The following is a 21848-nucleotide window of genomic DNA, read 5'->3' as shown; positions in this document are numbered from 1 at the left end:
ATCGGCATGTTCCGGATCGGTTGGGTCGTCTTCACGGCTGCGTGCGTTGCTCGGCGGCGTCGAACGCGGGCGTGAGCGGGGCCAGTGCTGCGCGGAGCCGATCGGGCAGTGAGCCGGAGGGCACGACCAGTCCTCCGGTACCGAAACCCCCGGCGGCCTCTGCGTTTCCGGTCGGCTGGAGCCAGCCTTCCAGTGCGATGCGAACCGCCGCGGCGACGCTTGCCGCGAGAACGCGGGCTGCGTGCGCTCCGACGTCACCTATGCGTTCGGCAATCACCGCCGTGAGAGGGGCCTCGATGCCTGCGGTGGTATCGAGGAATGCGTCGCGAAGCGCGGTCCGGGTGGTGATCAGCAGCAGGGCCTCGTGTTCGTGCTCCCCGGTGTTCGTGTACTGCTCGACCACTGCTTCAGCGATGGCGTCAGCCAGGCGCACTCCTGCGGGCCGGGCCGCGACCGCCGCCGCGATCCGCGCCTCCCGGTCCGCGGAAACAGCGGAGACAATCGCCTGCTCGCGGCTGGCGAAGTAGTTGTTGTAGGTGCGTGGCGAGACCCCGGCCGCCTCGGCGATGTCCTCGACCCGCACCTGGTCCGGTCCGTGCTCAACGGCCAGGCGCAGGGCCGCCTCGCGTAGCGCCTCGCGTGTGGCCTGCTTCTTCCGCTCCCGCAGTCCTGGTGGTGGTGTCGTCACGGCGTCAGCGTCCCACGCAGGACTGCGTGCGCGCAAACTTGCGTGCACGCATTTTGTCTGTAGTCTCGACCCGCCCGAGGCCGACAGAGGGGACGTCACCATGCGAGCAAGAGGAATGACCTACGACACGGGATTCGTCGCGCACGGCCGGATATCCCGCGAGCACTTCGCCCCCGCGGTGGTCCGGCGCGAGCTCGCCATCATCCGCGACGACCTCCACTGCAACGCGGTCCAGATCATCGGCGGCAACCCGGACCGGCTGGAGCTGGCCGCCGGTGCCGCCGCCGAGCTCGGCCTGGAGGTCTGGTTCTCGCCCTATCCGCTGGAGTTGGATCCGGAGCAGATCCTCACGCTCTTCCGCGACTGCGCCGCGCGAGCGGAACGGCTCCGGCAGCAGGGGGCCACAGTCGTGTTCGTCGCAGGGGTCGAGCTGAGCGTGATGAACCGCGGGTTCCTGCCCGGAGAAAGCCCCGAGGAACGGGTCGAGCAGCTGATGAGCCGGCCCGAGCGGCGGGCCGAAGCGATGCGCGAACTCGGCGCGCGCATGAACACATTCCTCCGCGACGCCGCGGCCACGGTCCGCGAGCGCTTCCAGGGCGAACTCACCTACGCATCCATCCAGTTCGAGCAGGTCGACTGGACTCCCTTCGACATTGTGACGTTCGAGCTGATCCGCTCCGCCGAGGTCGCCGACCGGTTCCGGGACGCGGTGCACACCCTGGCCCAAGGCCCGAAGCCGCTCGCCATCACCGGGTTCGGCACTTCGGCCTACCGCGGCGCGGGAGACCGTGGTGGGCGGGTGCTGGAAGTGGTCGAGCACGACCCACAGACCAAGGTCCCTGTACGGCTGAACGGCATATACGAGCGCGACGAGGCCGGCCAGGCCGCGTATCTGAGCGAACTGCTGGAGATCTTCGAGACCGAGGGGGTGGACAGCGCGTTCGTGTTCTTGTTCGCCTTGCCCGGCTACCCGCACCGCCCGGACGGCGACCCCAGGGACGACTTGGACCGGGCCGGCCTGGGCATCGTCAAACTCCTCGAAGGGCGCCGGGGGCAGACCTACCCCGACATGGAATGGGAACCCAAGGCCGCCTTCGCGGCAGTGGCCCAGCGGTATCGGAGGTGACAGGCCCCGCGCACGGTGACCACGGCTCGGCAGCTGCACTGCGGCGCAGTCCAGATCCCCAGCAGATGGAAGCGGTATTCGCCGAGCTCGCCGCAGACCTCGCGCCGGTCCACCGCCGCCGCGACCTGCGGGCCAACGGCGTGTTGTACCTGCGCGGGACACTGATGCCGGGCGTTGCGGGCAACCTGGTCGATCGCGGAGGCAGTCGGCCTGGGCCGGCCGTATCGCCTGCATTTCCTGCTCGAACGCGCCTACGCGACCGAGCGAGGCCACGCCCTCATCGACCGGGACCTGTACGTGCAGGCCGACTGGTTCGCCGTTCCGACGCGGATGGCGACCCATGGCGACCCATGGCGGCCCTCGCCCTGCTCGCCATGCCCGCGGCCAACGACAAGACCAGCCAACCCGCCCCCATCCTGCCCGATCGGCCGGGTTCGACCAGGCGTCCAGCCGAGGGCACCATCGCGTGTGCTCAGAACAGCCGATGCCGGTCGGCCTCGTGGCTCGCCTGCCGGTGTGCGAGCCGTGTCGGGCCCGCTCCCCCCGGCTCCTACGTCGCACCGATGACGGCGATCGAGGTGGCGCGGTCCCCTGATTTTCCAGAAGATCGACAACTGTTTAGCCACACAAAAGGATATGCCTCCGCTGTGAGCGCCAAGATCGACGGGCGGCTGTTCATGGACGGCCCAACCCCCCACTCCCAGCGGAGACTTGCATGCACAACAGAAGAAGAGGATTGCCCGGCGGGCGAGTTGCTCTCACCGGGTCGCTCCTGCTGAGCGTTCTGGCCCTGGGCGCCGCCCCCACCGCGGCCGCCCCCGCCACCGGGCCGGTGGCCGACGCGAGCCCCGCCTCCGGCGGCGCACAGCGTGTCATTGTCCTGATGCGCGACCAGCACCCGGAGTTGTCACCCAGGACGAACACCGCGCGGCGCGACAAGGCGGTGGCCGGTGACCAGGGACCGATCCTGTCACTGCTCAAGGACAACGGCGCCACACACATCGCCCGGATGGGTCTGCTCAACGCCGTCGCCGCGACGGTGAAGCCCTCGGCGATATCCCGCATACGCGACGACCGGCAGGTGGCCGCCGTCGTGCCCGACCTGCCGATACGGCCGCCCCGGCTCCGGACCGCCGCGGGCACCGGCGCGGCACGCTCGTCCACCGGCACGACCACCACCGCCTGCCCCAAGGACCCGAAGCACCCGGTTGTCGAACCGGAGGGGCTCTCGCTGACGAAGACCGACGCCGCCCAGAAGCTGGCCACCGGCAAGGGCGTGAAGGTCGCCTTCATGGCCGACGGAGTCGACGTCGACAACCCGGAGTTCGTCCGCCCCGACGGCAGTCATGTGATCACCGACTTCCAGGACTTCACCGGCGAGGGCACGAACGGGAACACCGACGGTGAAGAGGCCTTCGGTGACGCCAGTGCCCTCGCCGCACAGGGCAGCCGCACGTACGACATGGCCAAGCAACTGCCCTACGCCACCAAAGTGCCGGGGGGCTGCACCTTCCGCGTCCGGGGCTTCGCGCCGGACGCGGAGCTGATGAGCCTTCAGGTCTTCGGCGGGAAGAGCGCCGCTTACACCTCCGGGTTCGTCCAGGCCATCGAGTACGCCGTCGAGCACCACGCCGACGTGCTCAGCCAGTCCTTCGGGGCCAACTACTACCCGGACCCGGACACCGACCCGATCCGGCTGGCCGACCGGGCGGCCGTCGCCGCCGGGACCACCGTCGTGGTCTCCTCGGGGGACTCCGGTGTCTCCGGCACCGTCGGCTCCCCGGCCAGCGACCCGCAGGTGATCGGCGTCGGCGCCTCCACCGCCACCCGGCTGATGGCCCGGGGGTACGGATACCCCGGCTGGACCAGCGACAACATCGCCGCACTCTCCTCCGGCGGCACCACGCCCGGCAACAAGCTGGTCGACCTGGTGGCCCCGGGCGCCTACGACATGGCCGCCTGCACCCCCGGCCCGCGCTGGACGGGCTGCTCACTGCCGACCCAGATCTTCGGCGGCACCAGCCAGTCGGCCCCCTTCGTGGCGGGCGCGGCGGCCGACGTCATCCAGGCGTACGAGAGCACCCACGACGGGGTACGCCCCACGCCCGGCCTGGTCAAGCGGCTCCTCACCGGCACGGCTACCGACCTGGGCACCCCCGCCGACGAGCAGGGCGCCGGACTGCTGAACACCGACGTCGCCGTCCGGGCGGCCCGGGCCCTCGACACGACCGGCGGGGCCGCGGACAGCACGTCCCTCGTCCCCTCGGCCGCCCAGCTGGACATCTCCGGACGCCCCGGCGCCGCCCAGCACACCACCGTGACGCTGACCAACACCGCCGACCGGCCCCAGAAGGTCACCATGACCTCCCGCACCGCCGGCTCGACGACCTTCCGCTCCGCGCACACCGCCACCGTCGGCAATCCGCTGGGCGACACCCCCCAGGGCCGGCTCGCCGTCAAGCCGTTCACGGTCAGCGTCCCGAAGGGCACCCCCTTCATGGACGTGACCATGGCCTGGCCCGGCAAGGACAAGTCCGGCTACCTCATCCCGGCCGTGTTCGACCCGAAGGGCCGGCTGGTACAGGTCGGCTACGACTACGGCGGCGGCGGGCACAGCAACCACCAGTACGTCGACGTGCGCGACCCGGCTCCCGGCACCTGGACCGTCAAGGTGATCTGGAGCTTCGGCATGGACGGTCTGCAGTGGGAGAACATGAAGCCCGGCAGCTACCGCGGCCCCCTGCACATCCAGGTCACCGGACACCGCTGGACCTCGGCGGGCGTGCCCGCACAGACCAGGACCGTCCCGGCGGGCGGCACGGCCGACTTTCCCGTGACCGTGCCGCTTCCCCGTACGGCGGGTGACACGCCGTTCTCGCTGCAGTTCGCCTCGGACACCGGGACGCACCTGTCGCTGCCGGTGGCCCGGCGGACGCTGGTCCCGATCGACCCCGCGCAGGGACACAGCACCTCGTTCACCACCCACATCACCGGCGGCGTCGGCCGCGGTGCCGGCCAGACCAACGGCTACTACCTCGACGTACCGGCGGGCCGGCGCAACCTGACGGTCGACCTGACCGCGCAGGTCGCCGGCACCGAGCTGAACTACTACCTGGTCAGCCCCCAGCAGCAGATCCTCGCGCGCGACGCCAACCGGACCGGCGCCAAGGGGACGACCCCCACCAAGTACGCGAGCCTGACCGTCGACCGGCCCGCCGCGGGACGCTGGACGCTGATCGTCGTCGTACCCGGCGCCGTCAGCGGACAGCAGATCGGCGAACAGGTCACCGGCAGGGTCCGCCTCGACGCCGTGACCGCCACAGCGCCAGGCCTCCCGAACAGCCCGGCACACGTCATCAAGCAGGGGAGCAAGCTCGCGGTCGCGGTGCGGGTGCCCAACCCGGGACCGGCGGCCCGGTCCTACTTCCTCGACCCGCGACTGGCCGGCTCGGCCGACGTCGTCCTCCCGGAGGTCGACGGCAAGACCACGGTCCCCGTGAACGGCGACAGCCCCTCCTGGTGGGTTCCCACACACACCACGGCCCTGAGGGCCGCGGTCACCGCGGACATCCCCGTGGACGCGTCGATCTATCCCTGGACCGGCGCACCCGAGTTCCTGGGCGCACCGGGCCCCGACGGATCGGTGGTGGCCACGGCCGAAGCCGACCAACTGGCCGCGGGGACATGGTCCGTGGGCGTCTCGGCGCCCGGTCCGTTCAAGGACTCCACCGCGCCCAAGGGCACCGCCAAGGTGACCGTGACCGCCACCACCCAGCCCGTCGACCCCGCGGCCCAGGCCTCGACCGGTCAGTTCTGGGACCTCAGCGCGGACTACGCGCCGCTCTCCGTCGCCGCCGGCAAGACAGGCACGATGACCTTCACCCTCGCCCCGACGGCCCCCGTCGGCACGGTCGTCCACGGAATCCTCTACGTGGACACCGAGACCGCGATGGGCATCTCGAACGGCTCCGAAATCACCGGAATCCCGTACACCTACACTGTCGGCTGACCTCCACGCGATGAGCCCCCAGGCCTTGGGCCCGGGGGCTCATCGCCACGCCGCTCTACGGCTCTGACCTGTACAGATGGCAGCAGGAGCGTGCCGCGCGTATCAGCCGCCACTTCGAGCGTGCGCGTGAGTGGGGTGCTGTCGAGGACGCCGAGCGCCTGCACCGGGCAGAGAAGAACAGCGGGTGATCTACCTGCTCGACACCTCCGGCCTGGTCCGGCTGCTCCGCGATCCGAAACTGCAGTCGGCCTGGTACGACGCGATCGACGCCGGGGAAACCGGGGGTGAGGGTGACCGACGTGTTACGGGCCTTCTCCACGCCGTCCTCGTAGAGGGCGCCCGTGGTGCCGGTCTGGGTGTAGGTGACGTGCTTCCAGACCGAGCGCTGCAGCGCGGCGGAGGTCCGGGTGTTCTGCTCGGTGGACGAGTTCCCGGAGGCGATCGCGGTCCTGAACGAGTTGCCGGTGGTGAACAGGTACCCGTTGCCGGCGCCGCTGCTCGCGGTGTTGCCGAAACCGTAGAGGAAGTACGGCGTGGCCTGGGCGGCGTCGATCTGCACGTCCATCGAGACGGTGATCGCGTTCATGCCGCTCATGATGTTGTCCGGCACCTTGACGTAGGTGTCGGACCCGTTGAACGTCAGCCCCTGTCCGTTGCCCGACCAGCCCGCGGTGCCGTTGACGGTGCCGTTCCTGCCGTGGCCCGAGGAGTCCACCGCCACGGTGCCCGAGGTGGCGTCGAGTTTGTACCAGAGAGCCAGGCCATCGGTGATCTCCGCCGCCTGCGCGGGGGCCGCCGGGCCGGCAAGGCCCATGAGGAGTGAGGCGACGGCCACGGCGGCCCCCGCCCAGGCCGGAGCGCCCGGCCAAAATCTCCGGAGGCCCTGAGGTCTCACGCTGTGCATGGTTCACATCCCCTGAAGACATGCCTGAGGAGGGGGACGCATCTGGTGTCGTGTTGCGCTCGCGGGTGGGATGCCGGCGCCTTTCCCTCTCGAGGGCGGGCGGCAGGGGGGGCGCCCGAGGGCGCCGGCATCCCGGTCGGGTCAGCTCGTCAGACGGAAGGTGGCGTCGCTGCGTCCCGTCGCGGTGGTGATCGTTTCGAGCTTCAGCTGGAACGCATAGTGGCGGATGTACCGGTCGGGGTGGTTGTACGACTGGAACGACGACCAGGTCGAGTCGGCGAGTCCGGCGACCTGCCGGAAGGTGGCGTCCTCGGCGAACTGGGTGGTGCCGTCGTTGTGCACGAGCTGGAAGTCGGATCCGTCGCTGCGCAGGTAGTAGCCGGGGAAGTTGACCGACTCGAAGGAGACGGTGCCGGAGCCGGCCAGGCCGGGGCGCGGCCGGAACCTGGCGTCGTCGTTGGTGACGTTCTGGTCGATGCGGACGTCGAAGTTGCTGTGCCGCACGTAGCGGTCCTGGAAGTTGAAGGACTGCAGCCGCTTGGCCGGGACGTTGGCCCAGCGCGCCTGGATCCGGGCGTCCTCGGCGGCCGTCAGGTTCAGGATCGAGCCGTGGCGCTTCTTGGTGCCGCCCATGGAGTAGGTGCCCGACGTCGGGAGGTGGTAGGTGCCGATGGCGGACGGGTTGGTCGCCGCGACCGGCATGTATCCCTTTCCGGCCGCGTACTGGTCGAGGTAGAGGGTCCACTCGTTGCGGTCGCGGAACTTCATCCACATCGGGCCCTCGACCTGGGAGCCGGTCAGACCGATGCCGGAGAGGTTGCCGATGTTTGTCCAGGTGCCGAGGATCGAGTTGCTGCCCTCGAGCGTGATCTGTCCGTCGCCCGAGGCCCGTACGTAGCGGTAGTTGCCGACGCCGGAGGGGACCTCGACGATCTGGGTGTCGATGATGCCCTGCGTGCCGGGGCGGTCGATGTAGAGCTGCGGGGTCGTGATGGAGTGGAAGTCGGAGGTGCGGGCGTAGTAGATGCGGTGCTTCAGCACGCCGTTGAGGGTGGCGTTGGTCGCCCAGTACATGACGTAGTCGTTGGTGGCCGGGTCCCAGATCGCCTCAGGGGCCCAGGCGTTGCGCCCGTCGGGGATGGCGCCGGCGACGTTGAGCAGCCACGGCTGAGACCAGGTGACCAGGTCACGCGACTCCCACACCACGAGGTTGCGGCTGCCGTTGGAGGTGGAGTCCCCCCACGACTGGCCGCAGCCGATGCACAGGTCGGTCGCGATGATCCAGTACTTGCTGCCGTCGGGCGAGCGGACCAGGGCGGGGTCGCGCACCCCGCGCGTACCCACCGTGGACCGCAGGGTCATCCCGCCGCCGTTGAGATCGGTCCAGTTCAGACCGTCCGCGCTGTACGAGAAGTACATCTGCTGACCGGTCGATCCCTCCCCGATGAAGTGCGTCATCAGGTACCCCGGGTCGGCGGCGGCGGCCCGCTGGGGTGTGGTCACGACTTGGGCGGTGAAGAGCAGGCAGGCGGCGACGAATATCGCTGCCAGCCGGGAGAGAACCGCGGGCATATGCGTTCCTGTTCTAGTGCAGTGCCGTGATCAGGTGCAGGTGAGGTGGAGGGTGAGGCCCGGCGTCCGTGCCGTTTGGGAGGTACCGGCTCCGTGCGGGTGGAACGTCGCGTGCTGCGTGGTCAGCGGCCGAGGCGTCGCGGTTTTCGCGTGGGCGCTGCAGCGACCGGAACCCCGCGATGGCGGGCCGGGTGACGAGACAGCGGAGAGGGCCGACAGAGCTGTCACAGGAGTGCGACGGTGACGGGCGCGCAACACGGGCTGCCCCTTCTGACAGCCATGGTTCGAAAAACCGAACACTGTTCGCAAGTTCGTGCAGAAGATAAATGTCGGCCGAGAGTACGTCAATGGAACTGGCCGGTTCGATCCCCGAGCCCCCGCACCTGACCGCTCACCGCGGTGGAACCCTCCGCGCTCCACTCCCTTGAGCTGCGCAGGCCTTCCGGCATCACTCGGGCCGCTCGCGGAGAATCCGGTTGCACGGCCATTGACACGACGCCTGCGCCGAGGTCAGGATCGCGCCTGCAAACACACGAATGAAACGTTTCAGAATCTCGGAAGCAACAATTCCGCCCCTTCACGACCCCGGGCTGCCGACGCGTTTGCCGCCCTCTCCGCACATCTCCTAGGAGCCCGCGATGCACGATGTGACGCGCCGCAACATTCTGCGCTCGGCCATAGCCGTGGCCCTGGCCCCCACTCTGGGTTCCGTGATGCTGCCCGGGCTCGCGCCCGCGGCGTCCGCGGCGGTCTCGTGGACCGCGAAGTGGATCTGGGCGCCGTCCAGTTCGACGAACCAGTGGGTGGCCTTCCGCAGATCGTTCACCCTGAGCTCCGCGCCCTCGAAGGCCGTGACGCAGATCGCGGCCGACTCCAAGTACTGGCTGTGGATCAACGGCACCCTCGTCATCTTCGAGGGCGGCCTCAAGCGCGGCCCGAACCGTACGGACACCTACTACGACGAGATCGACCTCGCCCCCTACCTGACCAGCGGCACCAACACGGTGGCGCTGCTGGTGCGGTACTTCGGCAAGCAGGGCTTCTCGCACAGCAGCAGCGGCAAGGGCGGTCTGCTGTTCCAGTCCGACATCGAGACCGGTTCCACCACCACCCGGCTGGTCAGCGACACCGGATGGAAGCACAAGGTCCACCCCGGCTACTCGAACAACACCAGTGGCACCCAGGTCAACTTCCGGCTGCCGGAATCGAACGTCTACTACGACGCCCGCAACGCCGCCGCCATGGCCGACTGGCAGTCGTCCGGCTTCGACGACAGCGCCTGGAGCGCCCCCACCGACTTCGGCGCCGCCGGCGCCGCTCCCTGGAACGGCCTCGTCGAGCGGCCGATCCCGCAGTTCCGCTACTCCGGCCTGAAGTCCTACACCAACGACGCCTCGCTCCCAGCCACCGGCCAGGGCTCCACCGCGATCTCGGCCACCCTGCCGTCCAACATCCAGGTCACGCCGTACCTGAAGGTCGACGCTCCGGCCGGCGCGGTGATCGGCATCCAGACCGACCACTACGACGACGGCAAGGGTCTGGTGGGCATCGACCAGGCCACCATCTACAACGTCCGCGCCACCTACGTCTGCGCCGGCGGGGTCCAGGAGTTCGAGGCGCTGGGCTGGATGAGCGGCACGGCCGTGCGGTACACCATCCCGGCGGGCGTGACGATCCTGGACCTCAAGTACCGGGAGTCCGGTTACGACACCGACTTCGACGGGTCGTTCACCAGCAGCGACGCCTTCCTCGACACCGTGTGGACCAAGGCCGCCCGCACCATGTACGTCAACATGCGGGACAACTACATGGACTGCCCGACCCGCGAACGTGCCCAGTGGTGGGGCGACGTGGTCAACCAGCTGAAGGAAGGTTTCTACACCTTCGACACCAACTCCCACGCCCTCGGCAAGAAGGCCATCGCGCAGCTGGCTTCCTGGCAGAAGGACACCGGGGCGCTCTACTCCCCGATGCCCTCGACCATCTGGACCGCCGAGCTGCCCAACCAGATGCTCGCCTCGGTGTGGTCGTTCTGGACGTTCCACCTCTACACCGGCGACACGAGCACGGTCACCGGCGCCTACCCGGCGGTGAAGAAGTACCTGGACCTGTGGGGCCTGGGCAGCGACGGTCTGGTGGCCCACCGTGCCGGTGACTGGGACTGGCAGGACTGGGGCAGCAACATCGACACCCGTGTCCTGAACAACTGCTGGTACTACCTGGCCCTGGACACCGCCGCCAAGCTGGCGACCCTCAGCGGCAACACCGGCGACGTCGCCGGCTGGCAGGCCCAGCGCGCCAGCATCAAGGCCAACTTCGACACCCTGCTGTGGAACTCCACGAAGAACGAGTACCGCTCCCCCGGCTACAACGGCGACGCCGACGACCGGGGCAACGCCCTCGCCGTCGTCGCGGGCCTGGCCGCCCCCAGCCACTACCCGGCGATCACCAACGTGCTGCGCACCCACCTCAACGCCAGCCCCTACATGGAGTTCTACGTCCTGGAGGCGCTGTACCTCATGGGCGCGGCCACGGTCGCCGAGGAGCGGATGCGCAACCGCTTCGCCGCGCAGGTCACCGACCCCGCCTGCCACACCCTGTGGGAGGTGTGGATCAAGTCGCAAGGCACCGACAACCACGCCTGGAACGGCGGCCCGCTGTACGCCCTGTCCGCCTACGCCGCGGGTGTGCGCCCCACCACGGCGGGCTGGGAGACGTACGAGGTGATCCCGCAGACCGGCACCCTCACGAAGATCAACACCGTGACGCCCACCGTCCAGGGCGACATCCGCTTCGGCATCACCCGCGACGGAACCCAGGCGACCCTGACGCTCACCTCGCCGAGCGGGACGACAGCACGCGTCGGTGTGCCCACCTACGGCGGCTCCCAGCCGGTCATCAAGGCGAACGGCACGACGGTCTTCACCGGCGGCTCCTCCACGGGCAGCGTCAGCGGTCTCAGCTATGACGGCAAGGACTCCTCGTACGTCTACTTCAAGGTCCAGCCGGGCACCTGGACGTTCACGGCCACAGGCACCGGACGCCTCGACAACCTCGCCCTGGGCCGGCCGGTCACCAGCAACAACGGCCTGGAGAACAGCAGCTGGGGCAGGAACCGGCTCACCGACGGCAAGCTCACCAGCGTGAGCGGCGCCAGGGGCTACACCAGCAACGAGTTCACCTCCGCCGACGTCAGCGCGAACCCCGTCTGGGTGGAGATCGACCTCGGAGCCGACACCGACCTCGACGCCGTACGCCTCTTCCCCCGCACCGACACCCTGGCGGCCGGGGGCGGAACCGCGGGCTTCCCCGTCGACTTCACGATCCAGACCCGCCCCGACGGATCCAGCACTTACACCACCGTCCGCACCGTCACCGGCCAGGCGAACCCCCAGGGGCTGGTGCAGACGTACGGATTCAAGACCATCACCGCCCGCTACGTGCGCCTGCAGGCCACCAAGCTCGGCGCCCCCGCGTCCGACGAGTCCGCCAAGTTCCGTCTGCAGCTCGCCGAACTCACCGTTCCGACCGCCGCGACGACCGTGAAGGCCAACTGCACGCTGGAGAACAGCGACTGGGGCAAGACCCGGGTCCTGGAGGGCACCACCACCAGCGTGACCGGTGCCAAGGGCTTCACCAGCATCGACTTCGCCTCCGCCGACGTCAGCGACACACCCGTGTGGATCGAGGTCGACCTCGGCGCCGACCGGTCCATCGGCTCCGTCACCCTGCACCCGCGCACCGACGCCGGTGGAGCCGGCGGCGGCTCGGCGAACTTCCCCGTCGACTTCACGCTGCAGACCCGCGCCGACGGATCCAGCACTCACACCACCGCCCGTACCGTCACCGGCCAGTCCAACCCGAGCGGAGCCGCCCAGACCTACACCCTCACCTCCACCACCGGCCGCTATCTGCGCCTGACGGCGACCAAACTCGGCACCCCGGCTTCCGACGAGAGCACCAAGTACCGCCTGCAACTGGCCGAGATCGGTATCAAGTAACACGCCACAGCCACAGTGGCCCGCCCGCTCCGGCACACACCCACGCGCCGGAGCGGGCAGCCCTCGCGAACAGCAAACCTCTGTACGGAGCACCCCTCGGCCGGCGCCCGCAGCCCCGCCCGAGCCCTGACCTGGCGCATCCGCCAGCTCGGCGAGCGCTATGCCTCGGGCCCGCGAGCGCGGGCAGCCAACGCCCGCCCTACCGCAGAGCGCCCCGCCGCCTCGCCTCCACAAGATCCTCAGGCTCGGTGGCGCTGATCACGACCGCCCCCGACCACCACTGTCCGACCTGGGCGCCGGAGGCTTACGGTGCTTGCCGGTGCCGGAGCCGAGTGGCTTCGGCACCGGGCCATAAGGCGGATTCGAGGCTCCCTGGCCTCCGGGTACAGGACGGCCTTGGCCTCGGCCGGGTTGGCGGCGAAGCCGTGCGGCTCCCACGCGTGTCCGTTCCCTCGCTCGATGGCGCGGGGTGCATCCGGCTGCAGATGCGATGCCCGCGGGCCATCGCCGGAGACCATGGGCACGGCGCGCAGACCGCCGATCTTCGCGTCACGGCGTTCCGCCCAGTCCTTCAGCGGTCCGTCGTCCATCCTTGCGTTCCTCGCGTCAGCGATCAGTGTCTCAGGAGGGTAGCGGCCGCTGAGGGCCGTTCGGGCTCCCGAGCCAGACGACCTGCGCATCGTGGGAGATCGTCAGGCCGAACGCGGCGGTGCTCGGCGACCCGTACTCTTCCCAGGTGGCCACAGCGGACTCGGCCGCGTCCCGGAGGCGGCGGGGTCCGCCCTGGCGAACGTGCCAGCCGCTGTCTTTGGGAGCGAGGACGGCGAGGGAATCGGTGCCGCTGTCCAGCACGAACGTGCTGTCCGGGCCGCCGTCGACCGGCATGGCGAAGAAGCGGGCCTCCGGCATCGCGAGCTGCGTCATGAACGCCGGCCCCGAGCTGGTGAGGATGTCTGGCCCGTGGGTTGCTTTCCTCTCTGTTCCGTCGTCGGGTCCCGGGATCGTTCCGAGGCTCTCCGGTGCGTCCTGCTGGCGGGCGATCATGAAGCTCGGGTCGCCCTCGCTGAACCAGCCGCTCGCGCTGTCTCGGGTGACGATGAGCTTGACCAGGCCGAGGGAACGCATCCAGCCGCGCGGCGTGGTGAGGATGACGCCCAGCCCGTAGCGGGCCTGCGCGACGGCGAACCGCTCGTCCTGCCTGTCGAGGTGGAGGAACGCGAACCCGGAGGGACGCCGGTAGTACATGGACCGCACCGAGCCCAGCTCGGCACATCGGCTCGGGGTCTGCAGGCTTCCCCGCCAGCTGCTGCATGGCTGCTGACCTGCACGGATTCATCCTTACGGGCACGGATTGGGCACGGCCTCGGCCCAGGCCGGTCGACAGCGCCGTCTCTCCGGTGGAGAGGTGGCTCGGACGCCGCCTCAGCGGGGCGCACACAGTCGATGTTGCCTGCGCATTCAGGTAGTGCGGTCACCGGCCGGGGCGAGGCTCGTTCCGTAGGCCGGTGACCGGGCCCCGCCGCGATCGACGGCGTCGGTACTACGCCCCGGTGCCTCCGGGTTGAGAACCAGCTGTCGCAGGGCGCCAGGGTGCGGGCGCTGCAGGCCCGTGCCCGGCAGGTGGGCTCAGCCACGCAGATAGGCCAGTACCGCCAGGACACGACGGTGGTCGTCGGGAGCCGTCGGCGGGAGTTCGAGCTTCAGGAGGATGCTCGCGATGTGCTTGGCGACGGCGGCCTCGGTGACGACGAGGCGGCGGGCGATCGCCGCGTTGGAGCGGCCCTCGGCCATGAGAGCCAGGACCTCGCGCTCGCGGGGTGTGAGCCGGTCCAGGGGATCGCGGCGGCGGGCGAGCAGCTGGCGTACGACTTCGGGGTCGACGACCGTGGATCCGGCGGCGACGCGGGTGACGGCGTCGGCGAACTCCTCGACGTCGCCGATGCGTTCCTTGAGCAGGTAGCCCGTTCCGACGCTGCCGCGGCGGTCGTCCAGCAGTTCCTCGGCGAAGGTCTGCTCGACGTACTGGCTGAGGACGAGGACCGCGAGTCCGGGCTGCTCGGACTTCAGGCGGCGGGCGGCCCGCAGCCCCTCGTCCGTCTGGCCGGGTGGCATACGGACGTCGGTGATGACCAGGTCCGGCCGGTGTTCCCGGGCCGCGGCGAGCAGGGAAGGGCCGTCGCCCACCGCGGCGAGGACCTGGTGGCCGAAGCGCTGGAGGAGGTGGACGAGACCTTCGCGCAGGAGGACGGCGTCCTCCGCGATCACTATGCGGAGGGACGACCGCACGGGATCTCCGCTCTGAGCAGGGTGGGCCCGCCGGGCGGGCTGGACAGGAGCATTCTGCCGTCGGCGGCGGCGATCCTGTCGGCGAGACCGATGAGGCCCGTACCGCGAGCAGGGTCGGCGTTGCCGGAACCGTTGTCCTCGATGTCGAGGCGGAGCAGTCCGTCATGCCAGCGGGCGGTGATGCGGCAGTGGTCGGCACCGCTGTGTTTGGCGATGTTGGTGAGCGCCTCGGCGGTCACGAAGTACGCGGTCTGCTCGACGGCGGCCGGAAGCCGGCCGGAGAGATCGATGTCCAAGTGCGCGGGGACCGGGCAACGCCCAGCGATGTCCCGCACGGCGGCGGGCACCCCGCGTTCGGTCAGGATCTGAGGATGGATGCCCCGGATCAGTTCCCGCAACTCGGTGAGCGCTTCCTTGGCCAGGGCGTGGGCCTCTGCGACCTCCCCCGCCGCGGCGCTGCCGGGCGGCAGGTCGAGGGCGGCGAGGCCCAGCTTCATGGTGAGGGCGACGAGGCGCTGTTGGGCACCGTCGTGGAGGTCACGTTCGATGCGGCGGCGTTCGGTCTCGAAGGCGTCGACGAGGCGGGCTCGGGAGCGCACGACCTCGCGCAGTTCGTGGTCCTTCGGGAAGAGGACGGCACGGGTCACCGTGGCGCGTACGCCGGCCCACGCACCGATGGGGTACGCGGACACGGGCAGGAGCAGGGCACCCGCGACGGGGCCGGCCACGGTCTGCCAGGGGGAGGCGGTGGGCTGGAGGGGCGCGAGGAGGAGGAAGCCCGGGATGCCGAGCGAGACCAGGACGACGGCCAGGTCCATCCAGCCCACCGCCAGGACGGACGCGGCGCCGTAGCCGGCGACCAGCAGGCCGTTCCGCGGTTCGGGCCGGTCGCTCCGGTCGCTCCGGTCGCTCCGGTCACCGCGGCCGCTCCGGTCACCGCGGTCGCTGCGGTCACCGCGGCCGCTCCGGTCGCTGCGGTCGCTGCGGTCGCTGCGGTCGCTCCGGTCGACGAGCGCGAGGCGGCGTCGCTCAAGCGGACCCGCGAGGGCGGCGGCGAAGACCACGACGGCCACCGCACAGAGCACCGTGGCCCACGTGCCGATGGGTGCGGTGAACAGCCCACCGACACCGAGGTATGCGGCCGTCGCGAACACCCCGCCGGACAGCAGGAATCCCAGCGCGCGCAACGGCCACACGGTGCGGAGATATCCCAACGGGCTTCGGGCGAGGGCCTCCAGGACGGTTCGAGGGGTCACGCGGTCGAACGTAGCGGCGCCGGTCCCCGAAGGCAGTAGCGCCAGATGGAGTATCACTTCTCGCCCGGGCGGGAATGCGCCGGGTGGTTCTCCTGCCGTTGCCTTGCAACATGACCACGACACACACCACTTCGGCGGCCGTGCGGCCCGTCGAGCTGTGCTCGGTGACGAAGCGCCACGGCACCGGGGATCAGGCCGTCACGGCTCTCGACGACGTGTCCACGCACTTCGCGGCGGGCACGATGACCGCCGTCATGGGCCCCTCCGGTTCCGGCAAGTCCACCTTGCTGCACTGCGCGGCGGGCCTCGACCGGCCGACCGCCGGGGAGGTGCTGATCGGCGGTACGGACCTGGGCGGGCTGGACGAGAACGCGCTGACCGTCCTGCGCAGGAAGCGAGTCGGCTTCGTCTTCCAGGAGTTCAACCTCGTATCGGCACTGACCGCCGCGCAGAACGTCGAACTGCCGTTGAGACTGGCCGGGCGTCGCCCCGCGGCAGACGAGGTGCGGGCAGCGCTCGCCGCTGTCGGGCTCGCGGACCGCCTCGGACACCGGCCGAGCGAACTGTCGGGAGGCCAGCAGCAGCGGGTCGCGATCGCGCGGGCGATGATCGCGCGGCCCGCCGTCCTCTTCGCCGACGAGCCGACCGGCGCGCTGGACACCCGGGCGTCGCGGATGGTGCTGCGGCTGTTGAGGGACCTGGTGGACAGCCAGGGCCAGACGGTCGTGATGGTGACCCACGACCCTGCCGCCGCGGCGTACGCGGATCGCGTGCTGCTGCTGGCGGACGGACGGCTCGTGGACGAACTGCCGGGTGCCGCCGGTGCCGAGGCGATCGCGGCGCGGATGGCGGCCCTGGAGGTGGGACCGTGATCAGCCTGGCCACGGCAAGGGAACGCTGGAGCTCCTTCCTGGGGTGCTTCGTGGCCGTGGCGCTGGGCGTCGCGGTGGTGGCGATGAGCGCGCTGGTGCTGCTGTCGGACGGCACGAGGGTGCCTGAACGGCTCGCGGGAGCACCGGTGTTGGTGCAGAGCCCGGCGGGGACGCAGACCGGCGGGGTGTTCGTGGAGAACCCGCCGTGGGCACCGGAGCGCGCCGAGGAACTGCGACGGCAGCTGGCCGAGCTGCCGGGAGTCGCCGATGCGGTGACGGACCGGTCCTTCTACGCGCAGGCGGCGGACACCGAACAGCGCAGGGGCGAGCGACAGGGCCACCCCTGGTCGACCGCGGCGCTCGCCGAGTACGGCCTGAGCGAGGGCAGGCCGCCCGCCACCGCGCGCGAGATCGTCGTGGACCGGTCGCTCGGGTTCACGCCGGGCGAACCCGTCACGGTGCTGACGGCACGCGGGCCGCAGCGGTTCTCGGTGTCCGGGACGATGAACGGCCCCGGTTACTACGTCACCGACCGGCGGGCCTCCGAACTGGCCGGCGGAGTACGGACCATCGGACTGCTCCTGGAGCCGGGAACCGACGCCACCCGCGTCGCGGCCGCCGCGCGGCGCGCCGTCGGCGGCGACGGCACGGTCCTGACCGGTGCCTCCCGCGACGCGCTGGCGCCGAAGCAGGACGAGACGACCCGCTGGATCGGCGGCCAGGTGCTCACCGCCATGGCGCTGCTGTCCGCCTTCGTCACGGTCTTCGTCGTCTCCTCGACGTTCGCGTTCGCCGTCGTGCAGCGGCGCCGCGAGTTCGGCCTGCTGCGGACGATCGGCGCCACACCGCGGCAGCTGAAGCGGCTGGTGTACGGCGAGGCCCTGGCGGTGGGCGCTGTCGGTGCGGCGGCGGGGGCACTGCTCGGCGTGGCGCTCGCGCCCACGATGACCGGGGTGCTGATCGACGCGGGCTTCCAGCCGGCGGGCTTCGAAGTGCGCCTGCGGTGGTGGGTACCGGTTGCGGCCTTCGCCTCGGGCGTGGTGGTGGCCCTCGTCGGCGTGGGGGCCGCGTCGCGCCGGGCGTCCCGGGTGAAGCCGCTGGAGGCGATGCGGGAGGCGGCGGTGGACAGCCGGCCGATGACGCGGCGCCGCTGGGTCGCCGGGCTGGCGGCGACGGGCGTGGGCGCGGTCTGCTCGGTGGGTACGGCCTTCGCGGGGGCCGACGGCATCGTGCTGCTGGCGCTCGGCACGGCGATGAGCCTGACAGTCGGCCTGACCCTCCTCGCACCGGTGCTCGTCGGGCCCGTCATCGGAGTACTGACCCGGCCGCTCGCCCGGCGCCCCGGTGCGACGGCTGTGCTCGTACGCGAGAACATGATCACCGCGGTGCGCCGAACCTCCGCCACCGTCGCCCCGGTGCTGGCGACCGTCGCTTTCGCCGTACTGATCACCAGCACCGTGCAGACGACCCAGAGCGCCGAAACCGCCCGGCAGGCCGCGGCCGTACGGGCTGAGGCGGCGGTGGTGCCCAGAGGAACGCCGGGCCTGTCGGACGCGGCGGTGGCCCGGGTCGAGGGCACGTCGTTGCTGTCGACGACGGTGTACGGCGGTGACGGCGGAGCGGCCCTGTCCGCGGCCGGGGTGTCGTCCGGTTTCGAGCGGGTGTACGCCGTGCCCGCGCCCCGTGGTGACACGGTCGTCGTCACGGCGGCCGTGGCGGCCGCGCACGGCTGGCGGAAGGGCCATGTCGCCCCACTCACCCTCGAGGACGGCCGTACGCGGAGGTTGCGTGTGATGGCCGTGGTGGACGACTCGATGCCCTACCAGGTCCTCCTCCCGCGCGACCTGGTACGCGACCACGACCCGTCAGCACTGGCGGACGTCGCCTACCGCACAACCCGCGCCCCCACCCACATCCTGGCCGGGCTCAGCGCCGATGAGGTCTCCGTGGAGGCGTACGCGGCCTCGGACGACGCCGAGGAGGACCGGCTTGTGTGGATCTTCACCCTGATGCTCGTCGCCGTATCGGCGGGCTACACGGCGATCGCCGTCGCCTCCACCTTGCTGACGGCCACCGCGGGCCGGGTGCGCGACTTCCGCGTACTGCGCCTGTCCGGTGCGACGCCCCGCCAGGTGCTGCTGGCCCTTACAGCCGAAACGTGCTGTGTCGTCACCCTGGGCGCGGTCCTGGGCCTGGCGGCGGCCGCCCCGGCCCTGCTCGGCACGGTCCACGGCCTTCGCCAGGAACTGGGCCAGCCAGTGGAGTTGTCGCTGGCCTGGCCCTGGCTCACGGGCGTGGTGACAGCCTGCCTGCTGCTCGGCACGGCGGCCGCCGTCCTCCCGGCCTGCGTCGCTCTGCGGCGTATGAGGCGGGCGTGAGCAACCGCCCGCAGGGCCCGCAGGAAGCTGCGGCCCTGCTCGATGAAGACATCGGTGATCCAGACGATCAGCTTGGGAAGCCACGGCGCTTGGGGAGCCGGGTAGCCTCTGACCTGGGCATACGTGCCTTGGTGTGGCGCCCGGGGCGCATGATCGCACCGTAGTTGACCGTGGTTCACCGGTCTTATGGGCACGCTATGGGCACGGCGCTCGGCGACGGGTGGGTGCCGCGTGAAGTGGCCCACCTTTCGCATGGGGCCGTCCGTGCCAGGGCCGACTGCGCGGAGCCGTTGCGTGTGCACATGGATAGCTGGCCCCTTCTTGGCGTCACCCTTGGCGTCACTCGCCCTCGCCCGAGAGGTGGAGCTTGCTGGTGAAGCCGCCCCGGGAGCGGCCGAGGCCCTCGTCGGGGCGGTGCTGCCGGAGCGTGCGCCCTTTCCCGGCACCCTCGCGGCCGTCTCGCGTGCTCCGGCCGCCCGAGCGCACCCGCCGATGCGGCGGGGTTCGGATCGACGCTTGAGCTTGCGTCGGGAAACCGATCGGTTTACCCTTCTGGAAACCGATCGGTTTCACGTTCTCCGGGGAGAGTCATGACTGTTTTGAAGGGCGCGAACGTCTTCGTCACCGGCGGCAGCCGCGGCATAGGCAAGGCGCTCGTGGAAGAGCTGTATGTGCGCGGTGCCGGCAAGGTCTACGCCACGGCCCGTGATCCGCGCGGCGTGACGCACCCGGATGCGGTCCCGGTGGCGCTGGAGGTCACGGACCCGGCTTCCGTGGCGGCCGCTGCCGCGCAGGCGCAGGACGTCACCGTACTGATCAACAACGCCGGTGCCTCGGTCGGCGCGTCCTTCCTCGACTCCCCGATCGACGACATACGCCGGGAGTTCGAGGCGAACTTCTACGGCCCGCTTCTGGTCGCCCGGGCCTTCGTGCCGGTCATCGAGCGCAATGGTGGCGGCCACGTCCTGAACGTGCACTCCGTGCTTTCCTGGCTGGCCCTCGGCGGCTCCTACAGCGCCTCCAAGGCCGCCCTGTGGTCGCAGACCAACTCCCTGCGCCTGGAGCTTCAGTCGCGCGGCATCGCTGTCACCGGACTGCACGTCGGCTACGTCGATACGGACCTCGCGGCCGGCGTCGAGGCGCCCAAGTCCGACCCCCGTGACGTCGCCTCCCTCGCCCTCGACGGCGTCGAGACCGGCGCGTACGAGGTGCTCGCCGACGACATCTCCCGGCAGGTCAAGGCGGGCCTGGCCGGCGACCTGGCAGGGCTGTACCCCCAGCTCACCAAGTAGACCGGGTCCCCGGCGGGGCCCTCACCACCAACCGCAACTCACCGGAGAGGGTATTAGCAATGAGTGCGAATTCAGAGAAGAAGATGTTTTACGCCCTGAATATGTTTGACGTGGTCGACCTGGAGAAATACCTTGCGTATTTCAGCCGCTTGCCGGAAGCGGCTCCGCGGTACGGTGGTCGAATGGTGGCGTTTGGTCGCTTCCGGGACAACGTAGCTGGTGACCTCGCGCCACGGCAGGTTCTGTTCCTCGTTGAATGGGAGTCCGAAGAGGCATTCAACAGGTTCCGGGACGATCCGGAATTGGCCGACCTGCATCCGCTGCGGGAGAGCGGGACGGCGTCCTATATCTGGCAGACGTTCGATGGTTCCGATATGAGTGACCCCACCGACGTTTCGCTCGACGATGTACTGGCGGTGCTCAAGCCTTAGCCTCGATCTTTCGTGAGGGCCCGCCGACGGAGTCGGTGGGCCCTTTCGCTTGCCGGAGCTGATGGTGGGCAGACCGGCGGCCCGGTGGAGAATCCTGCGTCGGCCGGTGGCGGCGCGGCTGTTCGGAAAGCCCGGGCAGCGCCTGTGCGTCAGCCGGCCAGCTGGTTCATCTTGCGGATCTGCTTGTCGAAGACCGCGGCGGGAGCGAGGCGGCGCAGTAGGCGTGCGCGTCCGGCCAAGGGACCGGCGGTGTAGCGGGGCTTCGGCTTCGTGTCGGTCGCTGCCGCGACGATCGCCTGGGCGACGACGGCGGGGGCGTCGCCGCCTCTGACGGCCTCCGCCATCACGCGGTCGACGGTCTGCCGCTGCTGCGCGTACGCGTGCAGGGGGTGTCGGGCTTCGCGCTGTTGGCCTCGAATCCGGTCCTGGTGTAGGCGGGTTCGATGATGAGCGCCCGGACGCCGTGGTCACGGATCTCGTGGTCCAGGGACTCGGTGTAGCCCTCGATCGCGTGCTTGGAGGCGGCGTAGGCGGCCATGTAGGGCTGGGGCAGGAACCCGAGCACGGACGAGATGTTGATGATGCGCCCGCGTCGCTGGGCACGCATGTGCGGCAGGACCTCGTTCACCATGCGCATGACCCCGAAGACGTTGGTGTCGAAGAGGGGCCGGGCCTGCTCGACGGAGGTTTCCTCCGCCGCCCACATCGAGCCGACGCCGGCGTTGTTGATCAGGACGTCGATCCGCCCGAACCGCTCGCTCACTTCCTGGACCGTTGCGGCGACCGAGGCGTCACTGGCGACGTCGAGTCCGAGGAACGTCATGCCGTCGAGCGGGGTGACGCGTGAGGTGCCACGGCTTGTGCCGACCACGTTGAATCCGGCCACGACGAGGGCGAGCGCGGTTTCCTTCCCGATGCCGGATGACGCACCCGTCACGAGTGCCACCGGCCGATCTGTCGTCATCCTGGACTCCCGCACCCACTCGAAGCCGATCAGTTTCCGCTAGGGTAAACCGATCGGTTTTCGCATGCG

Annotated in this window: 12 protein-coding genes and 4 pseudogenes; 7 read left to right on the top strand and 9 right to left on the bottom strand. The window is 70.3% G+C overall.

The genetic code is table 11. The features are described from left to right. Positions 1–31: 31 nt before the first annotated feature. Positions 32–688: a TetR/AcrR family transcriptional regulator gene (locus tag FNH08_RS06140; RefSeq protein ID WP_322723826.1), complete on the bottom strand. Its 657-nt coding sequence runs from the start codon at positions 686–688 to the stop codon at positions 32–34. 115 nt (positions 689–803) lie between these two features. On the opposite strand from FNH08_RS06140, the gene FNH08_RS06135 reads away from it, so the two are divergent. Continuing rightward, the gene (locus FNH08_RS06135) at positions 804–1814 is read left to right on the top strand and encodes a hypothetical protein (RefSeq protein WP_194238392.1); all 1011 of its coding nucleotides are present in this window, start codon (positions 804–806) and stop codon (positions 1812–1814) included. A 715-nt stretch (positions 1815–2529) separates the two neighbouring features. Further along, positions 2530–5823: a S8 family peptidase gene (locus FNH08_RS06130; protein WP_152770213.1), complete on the top strand. Its 3294-nt coding sequence runs from the start codon at positions 2530–2532 to the stop codon at positions 5821–5823. A 277-nt stretch (positions 5824–6100) separates the two neighbouring features. Here the strand turns inward: FNH08_RS06130 and FNH08_RS06125 are convergent. Together FNH08_RS06125 and FNH08_RS06120 are read right to left on the bottom strand one after the other, a co-directional pair. Continuing rightward, positions 6101–6727, bottom strand: a pseudogene (locus FNH08_RS06125) (LamG-like jellyroll fold domain-containing protein); the annotation flags it as partial. A 141-nt stretch (positions 6728–6868) separates the two neighbouring features. Continuing rightward, positions 6869–8299 carry a glycoside hydrolase family 43 protein gene (locus tag FNH08_RS06120; protein WP_152770211.1) on the bottom strand — a complete coding sequence of 477 codons (1431 nt, stop codon included), beginning with the start codon at positions 8297–8299 and terminating at the stop codon, positions 6869–6871. Between the two features lie 638 nt (positions 8300–8937). On the opposite strand from FNH08_RS06120, the gene FNH08_RS06115 reads away from it, so the two are divergent. After that, positions 8938–12300: an alpha-L-rhamnosidase-related protein gene (locus tag FNH08_RS06115; protein WP_228033928.1), complete on the top strand. Its 3363-nt coding sequence runs from the start codon at positions 8938–8940 to the stop codon at positions 12298–12300. Positions 12301–12539: 239 nt separating this feature from the next. Here FNH08_RS06115 and FNH08_RS51615 read toward each other — a convergent pair whose 3' ends face one another. The 4 genes and pseudogenes from FNH08_RS51615 to FNH08_RS06090 form a co-directional block, all read right to left on the bottom strand. Further along, positions 12540–12890 carry a DUF6087 family protein gene (locus FNH08_RS51615; protein ID WP_228033927.1) on the bottom strand — a complete coding sequence of 117 codons (351 nt, stop codon included), beginning with the start codon at positions 12888–12890 and terminating at the stop codon, positions 12540–12542. Between the two features lie 31 nt (positions 12891–12921). Next, positions 12922–13605, bottom strand: a pseudogene (locus FNH08_RS06100) (hypothetical protein); the annotation flags it as partial. A gap of 321 nt (positions 13606–13926) precedes the next feature. Next, positions 13927–14586, bottom strand: a complete 660-nt coding sequence (locus tag FNH08_RS06095) for a response regulator transcription factor (protein ID WP_322723825.1) — start codon at positions 14584–14586, stop codon at positions 13927–13929. Further along, positions 14565–15842: a sensor histidine kinase gene (locus tag FNH08_RS06090; protein WP_322723824.1), complete on the bottom strand. Its 1278-nt coding sequence runs from the start codon at positions 15840–15842 to the stop codon at positions 14565–14567. Before FNH08_RS06090 ends, FNH08_RS06095 begins: the two co-directional genes overlap by 22 nt. Positions 15843–15952: 110 nt before the next feature. Between FNH08_RS06090 and FNH08_RS06085 the strand changes: the two genes are divergently transcribed. Further along, a complete protein-coding gene (locus tag FNH08_RS06085; RefSeq protein ID WP_152770210.1) occupies positions 15953–16714 on the top strand; it encodes an ABC transporter ATP-binding protein in 762 nt (253 codons plus the stop codon). Then, entirely contained in the window at positions 16711–19092 is a 2382-nt protein-coding gene (locus tag FNH08_RS06080) for an ABC transporter permease (protein WP_322723822.1), read from the top strand. The genes FNH08_RS06085 and FNH08_RS06080 overlap by 4 nt, the downstream gene beginning before the upstream one ends. 345 nt (positions 19093–19437) lie before the next feature. On the opposite strand, the pseudogene FNH08_RS06075 reads toward FNH08_RS06080, so the two are convergent. After that, positions 19438–19568: pseudogene (locus tag FNH08_RS06075) on the bottom strand (IS5/IS1182 family transposase); the annotation flags it as partial. A 114-nt stretch (positions 19569–19682) separates the two neighbouring features. Between FNH08_RS06075 and FNH08_RS06070 the strand changes: the two are divergent. Beyond that, the gene (locus FNH08_RS06070) at positions 19683–20384 is read left to right on the top strand and encodes an SDR family oxidoreductase (RefSeq protein ID WP_152770209.1); all 702 of its coding nucleotides are present in this window, start codon (positions 19683–19685) and stop codon (positions 20382–20384) included. Between the two features lie 59 nt (positions 20385–20443). After that, on the top strand, positions 20444–20815 hold the full coding sequence (locus FNH08_RS06065) for a DUF1330 domain-containing protein (protein ID WP_152770208.1): 372 nt from the start codon (positions 20444–20446) through the stop codon (positions 20813–20815). Between the two features lie 149 nt (positions 20816–20964). On the opposite strand, the pseudogene FNH08_RS06060 reads toward FNH08_RS06065, so the two are convergent. Continuing rightward, positions 20965–21779 (bottom strand): annotated as a pseudogene (locus FNH08_RS06060) (oxidoreductase). Between the last annotated feature and the right edge of the window lie 69 nt (positions 21780–21848).

It is taken from the genome of Streptomyces spongiae, assembly GCF_009377185.1.
Taxonomy (GTDB): Bacteria; Actinomycetota; Actinomycetes; order Streptomycetales; family Streptomycetaceae; genus Streptomyces; species Streptomyces spongiae.
This window is presented reverse-complemented; position numbering and strand designations above follow the sequence as displayed.

Coding starts and splice junctions, on each gene's coding strand:
- FNH08_RS06065 (WP_152770208.1), top strand. CDS start 20,444: ATGAGTGCGAATTCAGAGAAGAAGATGTTTTACGCCCTGAATATGTTT.
- FNH08_RS06135 (WP_194238392.1), top strand. CDS start 804: ATGACCTACGACACGGGATTCGTCGCGCACGGCCGGATATCCCGCGAG.
- FNH08_RS06115 (WP_228033928.1), top strand. CDS start 8,938: ATGCACGATGTGACGCGCCGCAACATTCTGCGCTCGGCCATAGCCGTG.
- FNH08_RS06070 (WP_152770209.1), top strand. CDS start 19,683: ATGACTGTTTTGAAGGGCGCGAACGTCTTCGTCACCGGCGGCAGCCGC.
- FNH08_RS06120 (WP_152770211.1), bottom strand. CDS start 8,299: ATGCCCGCGGTTCTCTCCCGGCTGGCAGCGATATTCGTCGCCGCCTGC.
- FNH08_RS51615 (WP_228033927.1), bottom strand. CDS start 12,890: ATGGACGACGGACCGCTGAAGGACTGGGCGGAACGCCGTGACGCGAAG.
- FNH08_RS06130 (WP_152770213.1), top strand. CDS start 2,530: ATGCACAACAGAAGAAGAGGATTGCCCGGCGGGCGAGTTGCTCTCACC.
- FNH08_RS06085 (WP_152770210.1), top strand. CDS start 15,953: ATGACCACGACACACACCACTTCGGCGGCCGTGCGGCCCGTCGAGCTG.